Annotated in this window: 14 protein-coding genes; 1 reads left to right on the top strand and 13 read right to left on the bottom strand. The window is 69.9% G+C overall.

All coding sequences use genetic code 11. The features are described from left to right. Positions 1–58: 58 nt before the first annotated feature. From gmk to pyrR, 10 genes are all read right to left on the bottom strand, one after another. Positions 59–616 (bottom strand): guanylate kinase, encoded by a 558-nt coding sequence (gmk, locus tag LGI35_RS10535; protein ID WP_116503433.1) that lies wholly within the window; start codon positions 614–616, stop codon positions 59–61. A 58-nt stretch (positions 617–674) separates the two neighbouring features. Continuing rightward, on the bottom strand, positions 675–998 hold the full coding sequence (locus LGI35_RS10540) for an integration host factor (RefSeq protein ID WP_026246651.1): 324 nt from the start codon (positions 996–998) through the stop codon (positions 675–677). 482 nt (positions 999–1,480) lie between these two features. After that, on the bottom strand, positions 1,481–2,326 hold the full coding sequence (gene pyrF, locus LGI35_RS10545) for an orotidine-5'-phosphate decarboxylase (RefSeq protein WP_227293631.1): 846 nt from the start codon (positions 2,324–2,326) through the stop codon (positions 1,481–1,483). Further along, complete coding sequence (locus LGI35_RS10550; protein WP_227293632.1) at positions 2,323–3,432, bottom strand: quinone-dependent dihydroorotate dehydrogenase; 1,110 nt, start codon at positions 3,430–3,432, stop codon at positions 2,323–2,325. The genes pyrF and LGI35_RS10550 overlap by 4 nt, the downstream gene beginning before the upstream one ends. Positions 3,433–3,489: 57 nt before the next feature. Next, positions 3,490–6,798: a carbamoyl-phosphate synthase large subunit gene (gene carB, locus LGI35_RS10555; RefSeq protein WP_227293633.1), complete on the bottom strand. Its 3,309-nt coding sequence runs from the start codon at positions 6,796–6,798 to the stop codon at positions 3,490–3,492. Continuing rightward, positions 6,791–7,933 carry a glutamine-hydrolyzing carbamoyl-phosphate synthase small subunit gene (gene carA, locus LGI35_RS10560; protein ID WP_227293634.1) on the bottom strand — a complete coding sequence of 381 codons (1,143 nt, stop codon included), beginning with the start codon at positions 7,931–7,933 and terminating at the stop codon, positions 6,791–6,793. Before carA ends, carB begins: the two co-directional genes overlap by 8 nt. Further along, positions 7,930–8,550, bottom strand: coding sequence for a PH-like domain-containing protein (locus LGI35_RS10565; RefSeq protein WP_227293635.1), 621 nt, complete (start codon positions 8,548–8,550; stop codon positions 7,930–7,932). The genes carA and LGI35_RS10565 overlap by 4 nt, the downstream gene beginning before the upstream one ends. Beyond that, positions 8,547–9,833 (bottom strand): dihydroorotase, encoded by a 1,287-nt coding sequence (locus LGI35_RS10570; protein WP_116503419.1) that lies wholly within the window; start codon positions 9,831–9,833, stop codon positions 8,547–8,549. Before LGI35_RS10570 ends, LGI35_RS10565 begins: the two co-directional genes overlap by 4 nt. Before the next feature lie 5 nt (positions 9,834–9,838). Then, positions 9,839–10,816: an aspartate carbamoyltransferase catalytic subunit gene (locus LGI35_RS10575; protein ID WP_100597419.1), complete on the bottom strand. Its 978-nt coding sequence runs from the start codon at positions 10,814–10,816 to the stop codon at positions 9,839–9,841. Positions 10,817–10,897: 81 nt separating this feature from the next. After that, positions 10,898–11,473 (bottom strand): bifunctional pyr operon transcriptional regulator/uracil phosphoribosyltransferase PyrR, encoded by a 576-nt coding sequence (pyrR, locus tag LGI35_RS10580; protein ID WP_116503417.1) that lies wholly within the window; start codon positions 11,471–11,473, stop codon positions 10,898–10,900. Positions 11,474–11,716: 243 nt separating this feature from the next. Here pyrR and bldD point away from each other — a divergent pair, with 243 nt between their 5' ends. Next, positions 11,717–12,217 carry a transcriptional regulator BldD gene (gene bldD, locus LGI35_RS10585; RefSeq protein ID WP_100597417.1) on the top strand — a complete coding sequence of 167 codons (501 nt, stop codon included), beginning with the start codon at positions 11,717–11,719 and terminating at the stop codon, positions 12,215–12,217. Between the two features lie 204 nt (positions 12,218–12,421). Here the strand turns inward: bldD and nusB are convergent, their stop codons facing one another. From nusB to LGI35_RS10600, 3 genes are read right to left on the bottom strand one after another with little or no spacing between them, the layout of a single operon-like run. Beyond that, positions 12,422–12,856 carry a transcription antitermination factor NusB gene (gene nusB / locus LGI35_RS10590; RefSeq protein ID WP_116503415.1) on the bottom strand — a complete coding sequence of 145 codons (435 nt, stop codon included), beginning with the start codon at positions 12,854–12,856 and terminating at the stop codon, positions 12,422–12,424. A gap of 2 nt (positions 12,857–12,858) precedes the next feature. After that, positions 12,859–13,425, bottom strand: a complete 567-nt coding sequence (efp, locus tag LGI35_RS10595; RefSeq protein WP_010988257.1) for an elongation factor P — start codon at positions 13,423–13,425, stop codon at positions 12,859–12,861. 51 nt (positions 13,426–13,476) lie between these two features. After that, positions 13,477–14,595 carry an aminopeptidase P family protein gene (locus LGI35_RS10600; RefSeq protein ID WP_227293636.1) on the bottom strand — a complete coding sequence of 373 codons (1,119 nt, stop codon included), beginning with the start codon at positions 14,593–14,595 and terminating at the stop codon, positions 13,477–13,479. Positions 14,596–14,655: the final 60 nt, after the last annotated feature.

Consider the following 14,655-nt stretch of genomic DNA (forward strand, 5'->3'; position numbering starts at 1 on the left):
TGATCAGGAAAACGCGGGATTGCTCCGGCGGAATTGGAGATCACAAATAGATCGAAGATCAAACAACTCTCATCAAGGCTAGCAGCTCGCGGGCCACGTCCTCGACGGAGGTGTTGACCAGGGTCGTGTCGAACTCGGCCTCGGCGGCGAGCTCGATCTTGGCGGCCGCGAGTCTGCGCTCGATCACCTCGGGGGCCTCGGTCCCACGGCCGGTGAGCCGGCGGACCAGCTCCTCCCAGCTCGGCGGGGCGAGGAAGACCAGCTGGGCCTCCGGCATCGACTCGCGGACGAGCCTGGCGCCCTGGAGATCGATCTCGAGGAGGACGGGTTCGCCCGACTCGAGACGGTCCAGGACGGCCCGGCGGGGGGTCCCGTACCGGTTGCCCGCGAACTCGGCCCACTCCAGCAGCTCGCCGTTGGCGATCAGCTTGTCCATTTCCTCGTCGGTGACGAAGAAGTAGTGGACACCGTGCTTCTCGCCGGGGCGCGGCTTGCGGGTGGTGGCCGAAACCGACAGCCAGACCTCGGGGTGTTCCTTGCGCATATGAGCGACGACCGTGCTCTTGCCGACCCCGGAGGGGCCGGAGAGCACGGTCAGCCGCGGACGTTCACTCATGCAGCGATTATTCCAGCTATCCCCGCATGCCCGGACCAGTCGGTCCGGGCACGGAGGACTAGGCGCCGGTGCTGCCGAACTCGCGCTCCAGGGACGCGATCTGGTTGGAACCGAGTCCGCGCACGCGGCGGCTCTCGGAAATTCCGAGCCGCTCCATGATCTGCTTGGCGCGGACCTTGCCCACGCCCGGGAGGGACTCAAGGAGGGCGGAGACCTTCATCTTGCCGATGACGTCGTTCTCCTGACCCTGCTTGATGACCTCGTGCAAGGAGGCGCCGGAGTGCTTGAGTCGATTCTTGACCTCGGCCCGCTCCCGGCGAGCCGCGGCGGCCTTTTCGAGCGCGGCTGCGCGCTGTTCAGGGGTAAGGGGCGGAAGAGCCACGCCTACGTCACCTCGGATGTCGAACTGTCGGATACGGACCGGTGAGGAACCTAGTCGCCCCTCACCTGGGGAGCAACGAGCAAAACGCTCGCCCGTTTCTCCCCCACTGCCTTGAGAGCGTGGGAGGTGCCCCCACTCGACGGAGACTAGCGGCCAGGACCGCCTGAGTCAGCGAGAACAGACGAAAAGTCCTGGTCAGCCTCCGTCGAGCCAGACATTACAGACATATGACCCCGGATTTCTGCCCGGATCCGGACGAGAGCCCCTCCCCGAGGCCCCGCTGAAACATCACGGAATGGTCAAGGAGGCTCTCAAGTGCCCCCGCGAAGACCGTTTTCGCACTTCGGCAGCACCTCGGCAGCGCCTCTCGGCCCCACGAAGAGCTGCGAATCTGTGACCTGGTGCCCGCATTCCGGATACCTCACGGGCATGCGGAAGGCCCCCGCACGCGTGTGCGGGGGCCTTCAGACGATCGAGCCGGGTCAGGCGGCGGCGACCGCCGCACGGACCTCGTCGGCGAAGCGGACCGACGCCTCGCGCAGGGCGGCGACCGAGGGGCCCGCCTTCAGGACGGCGCGGCTGACGTTCGGGACGACGTTGCGCGCGGCCGCGCCGAAGACACCGGGCAGATCCGCCGGGGTCGCGCCCTGGGCGCCGATGCCCGGGGCGAGGAGCGGACCGTTGATGTCCAGGTCGTACGAGGACAGGTCCCCGAGCGTCGCCCCGACGACGGCGCCGAAGGAGCCCATGGGCGTCTCGCCGGCGTTCTCCTCGGTGAGGTGGGCGAGCATCGTCGCGCCCACGTTGCGCCCGTCGGCGCGTACGGCGTGCTGGACCTCGCCGCCCTCCGGGTTCGAGGTGAGGGCGAGGACGAAGAGCCCGGCGCCGGACTCGCGGGCCAGGTCGACGGCCGGCTTCAGGGACCCGTAGCCGAGGTACGGCGAGACGGTCAGGGCGTCCGAGAAGAGCGGGGAGTCCTTGTGCAGGAAGGTCTCCGCGTACGCGGCCATGGTGGAGCCGATGTCGCCGCGCTTGGCGTCCATGACGACGAGCGTGCCGGCGGCGCGCAGGTCCACGACGGCGCGCTCCAGGACGGCGACGCCGCGCGAGCCGAAGCGCTCGAAGAACGCCGACTGCGGCTTGACGACGGCGACGGTGTCGGCGAGCGCCTCGACCGAGATCCGCGTGAAGCGCTCCAGGCCGTCGATGTCGTCGTTCAGACCCCACGCCGACAGCAGCGCCGCGTGCGGGTCGATGCCGACGCAGAGAGGGCCACGCTCGTCCATGGCGCGGCGCAGGCGGGCGCCGAAGGGTTCGAGAACCGTCATGCGTGGGCCTTCTTCACGTCGGCGCCGACCGCGTCGGCGAGGGTGGCGTACGGCGAGGTGTTCAGGCGGGCGGCGAGGCCCTTGTGGATGGCGCGGGCGTAGAAGGGGCCCTCGTAGATGAAGGCGCTGTAGCCCTGGACGAGGGTGGCGCCGGCGAGGATGCGCTGCCAGGCGTCCTCGGCGTTCTCGATGCCGCCGACGCCCACCAGGGTGATCCGGTCGCCCACGCGCGCGTAGAGGCGCCTGAGGACCTCCAGGGAGCGTGCCTTGAGGGGCGCGCCGGACAGGCCGCCGGTCTCCTTCACGAGGGACGGGTCGGACGCCAGACCGAGGCCCTCACGCGCGATGGTGGTGTTCGTGGCGATGATCCCGTCGAGGCCGAGCTCCACCGCCAGGTCGGCGACGGCGTCGACGTCCTCGTCGGCCAGATCGGGGGCGATCTTCACCAGGAGGGGGACGCGGCGCGAGGTGACGGTGCGGTCGGCGGCCTCGCGCACGGCGGTCAGGAGCGGACGCAGCGCCTCGGTGGCCTGGAGGTTGCGCAGGCCGGGGGTGTTCGGCGAGGAGACGTTCACGACGAGGTAGTCGGCGTGGGCGGCGAGCCGCTCGGTCGACTTCACGTAGTCGCCGGCCGCCTCCTCCTCGGGGACGACCTTGGTCTTGCCGATGTTCACGCCGACGGTGGCCCTGAAGGCGGGCCTGCGGGCCGCCAGGCGCTCCGCCACGGCCGCGGAGCCCTCGTTGTTGAACCCCATGCGGTTGATCAGCGCGCGGTCCGGCACGAGGCGGAACAGGCGCTTCTTGGGGTTGCCGGGCTGCGGCTCGCCCGTGACGGTGCCGATCTCGATGTGGTCGAAACCGAGCATCGTCATGCCGTCGATCGCGACGGCGTTCTTGTCGAAGCCGGCGGCGAGCCCGAAGGGGCCGTGCATGCGCAGGCCGAGGGCTTCCGTGCGCAGTTCCTTGTGGCGGGGCGCGAGGACGGCCGCGACGAACGTGCGGAGCACGGGGACGCGGGCCGCGAGGCGGATCCAGCGGAAGGCCAGGTGGTGGGCCTTCTCCGGGTCCATGCGCTTGAAGACGAGGTTGAAGAAGAGTTTGTACATCGTGGGTGTCCTCACACGGAGGGGGACACCGTTTCCGATGTCCCCCTCAGTGGGCTGCTAGTCGCGGGCCGCGGTCAGGTGTTCCGCGTGTTCCTGGAGTGAACGGACGCCCACGTCACCGTGGTTGAGGGCGTCGATGCCCTGTACGGCGGCCGCGAGGGCCTGCACCGTGGTCAGGCACGGGACGCTGCGCGCCACCGCCGCCGTACGGATCTCGTAGCCGTCGAGGCGGCCACCCGTGCCGTACGGGGTGTTGACGATGAGGTCGACCTGGCCGTCGTGGATGAGCTGGACGATCGTCTTCTCTCCGTTCGGGCCCTCGCCCTCGCTGAGCTTGCGCACGACCGTGGCGTTGATGCCGTTGCGGCGCAGCACCTCGGCGGTGCCGGACGTGGCGAGCAGCTCGAAGCCGTGCGCGACGAGCTCGCGCGCCGGGAAGATCATCGTGCGCTTGTCCCGGTTGGCGACCGAGATGAACGCGCGGCCCTTCGTCGGCAGCGGGCCGTACGCGCCGGCCTGCGACTTGGCGTACGCCGTGCCGAAGACCGAGTCGATGCCCATGACCTCGCCGGTGGAGCGCATCTCCGGGCCGAGGACGGTGTCCACGCCGCGTCCGTGGACGTCGCGGAAGCGGCTCCACGGCATCACGGCCTCCTTGACGGAGATCGGCGCGTCCAGCGGCAGGGTGCCGCCGTCGCCGGTCTTCGGGAGGAGGCCCTCGGCGCGCAGCTCGGCCACGGTCGCGCCGAGCGAGATGCGCGCGGCGGCCTTGGCGAGCGGCACCGCGGTCGCCTTCGAGGTGAAGGGGACGGTGCGCGAGGCACGCGGGTTCGCCTCGAGGACGTACAGGATGTCGCCGGCCATGGCGAACTGGATGTTGATCAGGCCGCGGACGCCGACGCCCTTGGCGATGGCCTCGGTCGAGGCGCGCAGGCGCTTGATGTCGAAGCCGCCCAGCGTGATCGGGGGCAGGGCGCACGCCGAGTCGCCGGAGTGGATACCGGCCTCCTCGATGTGCTCCATGACGCCGCCGAGGTAGAGCTCGTGACCGTCGTAGAGCGCGTCCACGTCGATCTCGATCGCGTCGTCGAGGAAGCGGTCGACGAGGACGGGGCGGGACGGGGAGATCTCCGTGGACTCCTCGATGTACGAGGCGAGGCGGGTCTCGTCGTACACGATCTCCATGCCGCGGCCGCCGAGGACGTACGACGGGCGGACGAGGACCGGGTAGCCGATCTCGTCGGCGATGGCCTTGGCCTCGGAGAAGGTGGTCGCCGTGCCGTGCTTGGGCGCGGGCAGTCCGGCCTCGGCGAGGACGCGGCCGAAGGCGCCACGGTCCTCGGCGGCGTGGATGGCCTCGGGCGAGGTGCCCACGACCGGTACGCCGTTGTCCTTGAGCGCCTGCGACAGACCCAGCGGGGTCTGGCCGCCGAGCTGGACGACGACGCCCGCGATCGGGCCCGCGAGGGACTCCGCGTGGACGATCTCCAGGACGTCCTCGAGCGTCAGCGGCTCGAAGTACAGGCGGTCGGAGGTGTCGTAGTCCGTGGACACGGTCTCCGGGTTGCAGTTGACCATCACGGTCTCGTAGCCGGCCTCGCTCAGGGCGAAGGAGGCGTGGACGCAGGAGTAGTCGAACTCGATGCCCTGGCCGATGCGGTTCGGACCGGACCCCAGGATGATCACCGCGGGCTTGGTGCGCGGCGCGACCTCGGACTCCTCGTCGTACGAGGAGTAGAAGTACGGGGTCTTCGCGGCGAACTCGGCGGCGCAGGTGTCGACCGTCTTGTAGACCGGGCGGACGCCGAGCGCATGCCTGACCTCACGGACGACGTCCTCGCGCAGGCCGCGGATCTCGGCGATCTGGGCGTCGGAGAAGCCGTGCCGCTTGGCCTCGGCGATCAGGTCGACGTCGAGGCGCTCGGCGGCGGCCAGCTCGTCCGCGAGCTCCTTGATGAGGAAGAGCTGGTCGACGAACCAGGGGTCGATCTTCGTGTACTCGAAGACCTCTTCCTGGGTGGCGCCGGCGCGGATGGCCTGCATGACGGTGTTGATGCGGCCGTCGGTCGGACGGACGGCCTCGGCCAGCAGCTCGGCCTTGTCACCGGGCTCGCCGACGAAGGTGAACTGGCTGCCCTTCTTCTCCAGGGAGCGCAGCGCCTTCTGGAGGGCCTCGGTGAAGTTGCGGCCGATCGCCATGGCCTCGCCCACCGACTTCATGGTGGTGGTGAGGGTGGAGTCGGCGGACGGGAACTTCTCGAAGGCGAACCGCGGGGCCTTCACGACCACGTAGTCGAGCGTCGGCTCGAAGGAGGCCGGCGTCTTCTCGGTGATGTCGTTCGGGATCTCGTCGAGCGTGTAGCCGACGGCCAGCTTGGCAGCGATCTTGGCGATCGGGAAGCCGGTGGCCTTCGACGCGAGCGCCGAGGAGCGCGAGACGCGCGGGTTCATCTCGATGACGATGATCCGGCCGTCGGCCGGGTCGATCGCGAACTGGATGTTGCAGCCGCCGGTGTCGACGCCGACCTCGCGGATGATCGCGATGCCGATGTCGCGCAGGCGCTGGTACTCGCGGTCGGTGAGCGTCATCGCCGGGGCGACGGTGATCGAGTCACCCGTGTGGACGCCCATCGGGTCGAAGTTCTCGATGGAGCAGACGACCACGACGTTGTCGTTCTTGTCGCGCATCAGCTCGAGCTCGTACTCCTTCCAGCCGAGGATGGACTCCTCGAGGAGCACCTCGGTGGTGGGAGACAGGGTCAGGCCCTGGCCGGCGATGCGGCGCAGCTCCTCCTCGTCGTGCGCGAAGCCGGAGCCCGCGCCGCCCATCGTGAAGGAGGGGCGGACGACGACGGGGTAGCCGCCGAGCGTGTCGACGCCCTTGATGACGTCGTCCATCGTGTGGCAGATGACCGAGCGGGCGGACTCGCCGTGGCCGATCTTGGCGTTGACGGCCTCGACGACGCCCTTGAAGAGGTCGCGGTCCTCGCCCTTGTTGATGGCCTCGACGTTGGCGCCGATGAGCTCGACGCCGTACTTCTCGAGGACGCCGTTCTCGTGCATGGAGATCGCGGTGTTGAGCGCGGTCTGGCCGCCGAGGGTGGGCAGGAGCGCGTCGGGGCGCTCCTTGGCGATGATCTTCTCGACGAACTCGGGGGTGATCGGCTCGACGTACGTGGCGTCGGCGATCTCCGGGTCGGTCATGATCGTCGCCGGGTTGGAGTTCACGAGGATGACCCGCAGGCCCTCGGCGCGCAGGATGCGGCATGCCTGGGTGCCCGAGTAGTCGAACTCGGCGGCCTGGCCGATGACGATCGGTCCGGAACCGATGACCAGGACGGACTGGATATCGGTGCGCTTAGGCACGCTGGCCCTCCATGAGCTCTACGAAGCGGTCGAACAGGTAGGCCGCGTCGTGCGGGCCCGCCGCTGCCTCGGGGTGGTACTGGACGCTGAACGCCGGCTGGTCGAGGAGGTGGAGCCCCTCGACGACCTGGTCGTTCAGGCAGACGTGGGAGACCTCGGCGCGGCCGAAGGGGGTGTCGGAGACCTTGTCGAGCGGGGCGTCGACGGCGAATCCGTGGTTGTGCGCGGTGACCTCGACCTTGCCGGTCGTGCGGTCCTGCACCGGCTGGTTGATGCCGCGGTGGCCGTACTTCAGCTTGTAGGTGCCGAAGCCGAGGGCGCGGCCGAGGATCTGGTTGCCGAAGCAGATGCCGAACAGCGGGGTCTTCCGGGAGAGGACCTCCCGCATGACCGCGACGGGGCCGTCGGCGGTGGCCGGGTCGCCCGGCCCGTTGGAGAAGAACACGCCGTCGGGCTGGACCGCGTAGATGTCCTCGGCCGTGGCCGTCGCGGGCAGCACGTGCACCTCGATGCCGCGCTCGGCCATCCGGTGCGGGGTCATGCCCTTGATGCCGAGGTCGACGGCGGCGACGGTGAAGCGCTTCTCACCGATCGCGGGGACGACGTACGTCTCCTTGGTGGCGACCTCGGCGGCGAGGTTCGCGCCCTTCATCTCGGGCGCCTGGCGCACCTCGGCGAGCATCGTGCCGTCGTCGGGCAGCGCGTTGCCGGAGAAGATGCCGACGCGCATGGCGCCGCGCTCGCGCAGGTGGCGGGTGAGGGCGCGGGTGTCGATGCCGCTGATGCCGACGACGCCCTGCTTGCGCAGCTCCTCGTCGAGGGAGCGCCGCGAGCGCCAGTTGGAGGGCACGCGCGCGGGGTCCCGCACGACGTAACCCGCGACCCAGATCTGCTTCGACTCGGGGTCCTCGTCGTTCACGCCGGTGTTGCCGACGTGCGGGGCGGTCATCACGACGACCTGGCGGTGGTACGACGGGTCGGTCAGCGTCTCCTGGTAACCGGTCATGCCGGTGTTGAACACCGCCTCGCCGAAGGTCTCCCCCACGGCCCCGTAGGCGCGGCCGCGGAAGATGCGGCCGTCCTCCAGGACGAGTACGGCGGGAGCGTTGGCGGCTCCCCGGGTGGAGGTCGTCATCGTGCGGTGCCTTCCGTCGTGATGGTCGTGCTGTTCATGCTGCTTGTACCGCTTGTGTTGTTCGTGTCGATCATGTTGTTGAGGGTCTCGACCCACTCGGCCTGCTCCGCCGCGTGGTCGGAGCGGAAGCCGGAGTCGATCAGCTTGTCCCCGTGCCCCCAGGTGACGATCAGGAGACCGCCCTCCGTGAGGACCTTGCCGGCGATGCCCTTGTCGAGCCGGGCCTCGCGCAGCTGTGCGACGGGGATGAAGAAGTCCGTGGCTCCGGGGCGTACGACGTCCAGACCCGCGTCCGTGAGCGTGAGCTCGACGCGGCTGCGGGTGCCGAGGCCGTGCGCCACGATGCGGTCGAGCCACTGCCCCGCGGTCGTGGAGCCGTGGTACCGGCCGCTCAGTTCAAGTCTGGCCGGACCCGGCGCGGACGGCGCGGTGGGGAGCGGCGGCAGGTCACCCTGGAGGGTGCCGCGCCACTTCCACCCCTGGCGCATCAGCCAGTAGACGAGCGCGATGAAGAGGAGCAGTCCGACGATCCAGCCGATCCGATCGGGCCAGTCCGTCACGTCCGCCGACTTCTGTTCGGCGGCGAGCACTGCCAGTGGTTGCGTCAGTCGTGTCACGCGAGCTTCCCGTCGACGAGCGTGGCCTTGCCCCGCAGCCACGTGTGCGTGACGCGCCCGGGCAGCTCACGCCCCTCGTAGGGCGTGTTGCGGCTGCGCGAGGCGAAGCCGGCGGGGTCCACGGCTCCACGGTAATCGGCGTCGACCAGGACGAGGTTCGCGGGCTCACCTGCCGAGACGGGCCGTCCGTGGCCGTTGGCCCGGCCGATCTGCGCGGGCTTGACGGACATGCGGTCGGCGACGCCGGCCCAGTCGAGCAGCCCGGTCTCGACCATCGTCTGCTGCACGACGGACAGGGCGGTCTCGAGCCCGACCATGCCCATGGCGGCCGCGGCCCACTCGCAGTCCTTGTCCTCGTGCGGGTGCGGGGCGTGGTCGGTGGCGACGATGTCGATCGTGCCGTCGGCGAGCGCCTCGCGCAGGGCCATCACGTCGCGCTCGGTGCGCAGCGGCGGGTTGACCTTGTAGACGGGGTTGTACGTGCGCACCATCTCGTCGGTGAGGAGCAGGTGGTGCGGGGTGACCTCGGCGGTCACGTCGATGCCGCGGGACTTGGCCCAGCGCACGATCTCGACGCTGCCGGCCGTGGACAGGTGGCAGATGTGCACGCGGGAGCCGACGTGCTCGGCGAGCAGCACATCGCGGGCGATGATCGACTCCTCGGCGACGGCGGGCCAGCCGCCGAGTCCGAGCTCGGCCGAGACGATGCCCTCGTTCATCTGGGCGCCCTCGGTGAGGCGGGGCTCCTGCGCGTGCTGGGCGACGACGCCGCCGAAGGCCTTCACGTACTCCAGGGCGCGGCGCATGATCACCGCGTCGTCGACGCACTTGCCGTCGTCGGAGAAGACGGTGACGCCGGCGGCGGACTCGTGCATGGCGCCGAGCTCGGCGAGCTTCTTGCCCTCCAGGCCGACGGTGACGGCGCCGATGGGCTGCACGTCGCAGTAGCCGGACTCCTGGCCGAGCCGGTAGACCTGCTCGACAACGCCGGCGGTGTCGGCGACCGGGAAGGTGTTGGCCATCGCGAAGACGGCGGTGTAGCCACCGGAGGCGGCGGCGCGGGTGCCGGTGAGGACGGTCTCGGAGTCCTCACGGCCCGGCTCGCGCAGGTGGGTGTGCAGGTCGACGAGGCCCGGCAGGAGGACCTTGCCGCCGGCCTCGACGACCTCGGCGCCCTCGGCGGACAGGCCGGTGCCGACCGCCTCGATGACGGAGCCGTCGATCAGGACGTCCTGCTGCTCGCCGCCGAGCACCTTCGCACCACGGATAAGGATCTTGCTCATGGTTCTTACTTCTCCTCGGTACGGGTGTGGGTGACGGCGGGCTCGTTGCCGCCCAGAAGCAGGTACAGGACGGCCATGCGGATGGAGACGCCGTTGGCGACCTGCTCGATGACCGTGCAGCGGTCGGAGTCGGCGACCTCGGCGGTGATCTCCATCCCGCGGACCATCGGGCCCGGGTGCATCACGATGGCGTGCTCGGGCATCTTCGCCATGCGGTCGCCGTCCAGGCCGTAGCGACGCGAGTACTCGCGCTCGGTCGGGAAGAAGGCGGCGTTCATCCGCTCGCGCTGGACGCGCAGCATCATGACGGCGTCGGACTTCGGCAGGGTGCTGTCGAGGTCGTACGAGACCTCGCAGGGCCAGGTCTCGACGCCGACCGGGACGAGGGTGGGCGGGGCGACGAGGGTGACTTCGGCGCCGAGGGTGTGCAGCAGGTCGACGTTCGAGCGGGCGACGCGGCTGTGCAGGACGTCCCCGACGAGCGTGATGCGCTTGCCCTCGAGGTCCTTGCCGAGTCCGGCGTCGCGGCCGACGAGGCGGCGGCGCATCGTGAACGCGTCGAGGAGCGCCTGCGTGGGGTGCTGGTGGGTGCCGTCGCCCGCGTTGATGACCGGGGCGTCGATCCAGCCCGAGGTGGCGAGGCGGTAGGGCGCGCCGGAGGCACCGTGCCGGATGACGACGGCGTCGACGCCCATCGCCTCCAAGGTCTGGGCGGTGTCCTTGAGGGACTCGCCCTTGGAGACGCTGGATCCCTTGGCGGCGAAGTTGATGACGTCCGCGGAGAGGCGCTTCTCGGCGGCCTCGAAGGAGATCCGGGTGCGGGTCGAGTCCTCGAAGAAGAGGTTGCAGATCGTGCGGCCGCGCAGGGCGGGCAGCTTCTTGATCGGCCGGTCGGCGACCCGGGCCATCTCCTCGGCGGTGTCGAGGATGAGGACGGCGTCGTCGCGGGTGAGGTCGGCGGCCGAGATGAGGTGTCGCATCATCGGGGAGGCTCCGTAGGAAAGTTCAGGAGTATTCGGGCATACGGGCGCGCGGCAGCACCCTCAGGGTCGGGCTGAGGGTGGCTACTGCTCGCCGGCCGGAGCGGTCCGCTTGGCGCCGAGCAGCACGGAGTCGCGTCCGTCCTCCTCGGCGAGCTGGACCTTGACCGTCTCCCGCAGCGACGTGGGGAGGTTCTTGCCGACGTAGTCGGCTCGAATGGGGAGTTCGCGGTGGCCGCGGTCGACGAGGACCGCGAGCTGCACGGCGCGGGGGCGCCCGATGTCGTTCAGGGCGTCGAGTGCGGCGCGGATGGTGCGGCCGGAGAAGAGCACGTCGTCGACGAGGACGACGAGGCGGCCGTCGATGCCGTCGGCGGGGATCTCCGTGCGGGCCAGCGCACGCGGCGGGTGCATGCGCAGGTCGTCGCGGTACATGGTGATGTCGAGGGAGCCGACCGGGATCTTCTGTCCGGTGATCTCTTCGAGCTTGTCCGCGAGCCGGCGGGCCAGGAAGACGCCGCGGGTGGGAATGCCCAGGAGCACGACGTCTTCGGCGCCCTTGGCGCGCTCGACGATCTCGTGAGCGATGCGGGTCAGTACCCGCGCGATGTCGGGGCCCTCGAGTACGGGGCGGGCCTCATCGGAGCTGCTGATGTCCATAAGAAACGGACCCCCTTCTCCGCCTCACGGGACGGACCTTAAAGGACGTCGGATTTGCGCCATCAACGGTACCAGCCCCGCAACACCACCGATCACCCCCCTGGAGGTGCGAGACACGCCGTTCCGAGGGAAGGTCGGTAACGGACCACTCGGCTTGACGCAGCCAAGTAACGCTGCGTAACCTCACAGTGAGTTACCAGCCACGCGGCGGAGCCGCACGTTGATACAGCGTCCGGGAGCTATATGTCCAGCGAATACGCCAAACAGCTCGGGGCCAAGCTCCGCGCCATCCGCACCCAGCAGGGCCTTTCCCTCCACGGTGTCGAGGAGAAGTCCCAGGGGCGCTGGAAGGCGGTCGTGGTCGGTTCGTACGAGCGCGGCGACCGTGCCGTGACCGTGCAGCGCCTTGCCGAGCTGGCGGACTTCTACGGGGTGCCGGTGCAGGAGCTGCTGCCGGGCACCACGCCGGGCGGTGCGGCCGAGCCCCCGCCGAAGCTCGTTCTCGACCTGGAGCGCCTGGCCCACGTCCCGCCGGAGAAGGCGGGTCCCCTGCAGCGCTACGCGGCGACGATCCAGTCCCAGCGCGGTGACTACAACGGCAAGGTCCTGTCGATCCGCCAGGACGACCTGCGCACCCTCGCCGTCATCTACGACCAGTCGCCCTCGGTCCTCACCGAGCAGCTCATCAGCTGGGGCGTCCTGGACGCCGACGCGCGTCGCGCTGTCGCTCACGACGACCTCTGACAGACAGGAAGAAGTCGGCAGAAACGTCACGCCGGAGGGGCGGGCCCGCGTTTTCGCGGCCCGCCCCTCCGGCGTTCTTGTGCCCTGCCGCCCCGCAGTCCCGACAGTCCCGCAGTCCCGCGCAGTCCCGGAAAAGCATCAGGCCCGGGGCGGAACACCGAACAGTGTTCCGCCCCGGGCCTGATGGCTGTCGCTGTCTGCCTGCTACGCCTCGTCGCGGCGCAGCGTCGGCTTCAGGTCCTTGAAGCGGCCCAGAAGCCCGTTCACGAAGGCCGGGGAGTCGTCCGTGGAGAACTCCTTGGCGAGCTGCACGGCCTCGTCGAGCACCACGGCGTCCGGGGTGTCGTCGACCCAGACGAGCTCGTAGGCGCCCAGGCGCAGGATGTTGCGGTCGACGACCGGCATCCTGTCCAGGGTCCACCCGACGGCGTACTGCGAGATGAGCTCGTCGATACGCGCGGTCTTGCGCGCGTATCCCTCGACCAGCTCCATCGTGTACTCGCTGACCGGCGGCTGCCGGGTGTCGGACCGGGAGAGCCGGATCCAGTCCGCGAGGACCGTCTGGACGTCGACTCCGCGCTGGTCTGCCTCGAAAAGGATCTGGAAGGCGCGCTTGCGGGCCGTGTTGCGGGCAGCCACGGTTAGCTGTTCACCCGGCCGAGGTAGTCGCTCGTGCGGGTGTCGACCTTGATCTTCTCGCCGGTCGTGATGAAGAGCGGCACCTGGATCTGGTGGCCGGTCTCCAGCGTGGCGGGCTTGGTGCCACCGGTGGAGCGGTCGCCCTGGACACCGGGCTCGGTCTCCTGGATGACGAGCTCGACGGCGGCCGGCAGCTCGACGAAGAGCACCTCGCCCTCGTGCTGCGCGACCGTGGCGGTGAAGCCCTCGATCAGGAAGTTGGCGGCGTCACCGACGGACTTGCGGTCGACCATGAGCTGGTCGTACGTGTCCATGTCCATGAAGACGAAGTACTCGCCGTCCATGTACGAGAACTGCATGTCGCGCTTGTCGATCGTGGCCGTCTCGACCTTGACGCCGGCGTTGAAGGTCTTGTCGACGACCTTCCCGGAGAGCACGTTCTTGAGCTTGGTGCGCACAAAGGCAGGGCCCTTGCCGGGCTTGACGTGCTGGAACTCGACGACGGACCAGAGCTGGCCCCCGTCGAGCTTGAGCACCAGGCCGTTCTTGAGGTCGTTCGTGGAAGCCACGGTTGCGGAATCTCCTGGACTGACGATGGACGACCCCGGGGGCGCGCGCCGTTACAGCGCGAGCAGTTCCTTGGTCGTAATGGTGAGTAGCTCGGGTCCGCCGTCCGCCTCGGGGCGCACGACGAGCGTGTCATCGATCCGGACACCGCCCCGGCCCGGGAGGTGGACCCCCGGTTCGACGGTGACCGGCACACAAAGGTCCAGTTTACCCATGGCCGCGGGGGCCAACTGCGGCTCCTCGTCGATTTCGAGTCCGACACCGTGTCCGGTGAGCTGTGACAGGCCGTCCGCGTACCCCGCGGAGTCCAGTACATGACGTGCCGCGCGGTCCACCTCACGGCACTCGGCGCCGGGTGCGAGGCTCTCCCGGCCTGCCCTCTGGGCTGCGAAGACCACGTCGTACAGGTCGATCTGCCAGTCCGCGGGCGAGGTGCCGATGACGAACGTACGGCCGATCTCGCAGCGGTATCCGCGGTAGGCGGCGCCGAGGCAGACCGAGAGGAAGTCGCCCTCTTCGACGCGGCGATCGGTGGGGCGGTGGGCGCCGCGGCCCGAGTTCGGCCCGGTGCCGACCGAGGTCGGGAAGGCGGGGCCGTCGGCGCCGTGGTCGACCAGGCGGCGCTCCAGTTCCAGGGCGAGGTGGCGTTCGGTACGGCCGACGAGGATCGATTCGAGCAGTTCACCGAGGGCCTGGTCCGCGATCTCGGCGGCGATGCGCAGGCAGGAGATCTCGTCCTCGTCCTTGACGAGCCGCAGCTGTTCCACGGCGCCGCCCAGGTCGGCGAGGCGCAGCCGGGGCGCCACGGAGCCGAGCGCCCGGTGCCTGGCGACGGTCAGGTGGTGTTCCTCCACGGCGAGCGAATCCGCCCCCAGGGAGAGCGCGACGTCGGCGGCGGCGACGGCGGGGTCCCCGCCGGGCGCATCGAGCACCTGGATGCGCAGCGACTCGTCGGGCCGTCCCTCGGCGGGCTGCTCGCTGGGCGGCACCCGGCACATCAGGACGTCGTCCTCGGCGTCGGGTCCCTTCCCCAGCAGGAGTACGGCGCCGTGGGGCGCCGCGCCCGCGAGATAGCGAACGTTGGCGGGGCGCGAGACGAGGACGGCCGCACTGCCGCCCGCCGCAGCGCGCTCCCTCAACCGGTCCCTACGGGCCGCGTACACCTCTGACATGAACCGAGCGTACGAGCGGTGGGGGAACGCGGCCCGGTCAGCGCGTCCGGACGGGCGGCG

The organism is Streptomyces longhuiensis (assembly GCF_020616555.1).
GTDB classification, from domain to species: domain Bacteria; phylum Actinomycetota; class Actinomycetes; order Streptomycetales; family Streptomycetaceae; genus Streptomyces; species Streptomyces longhuiensis.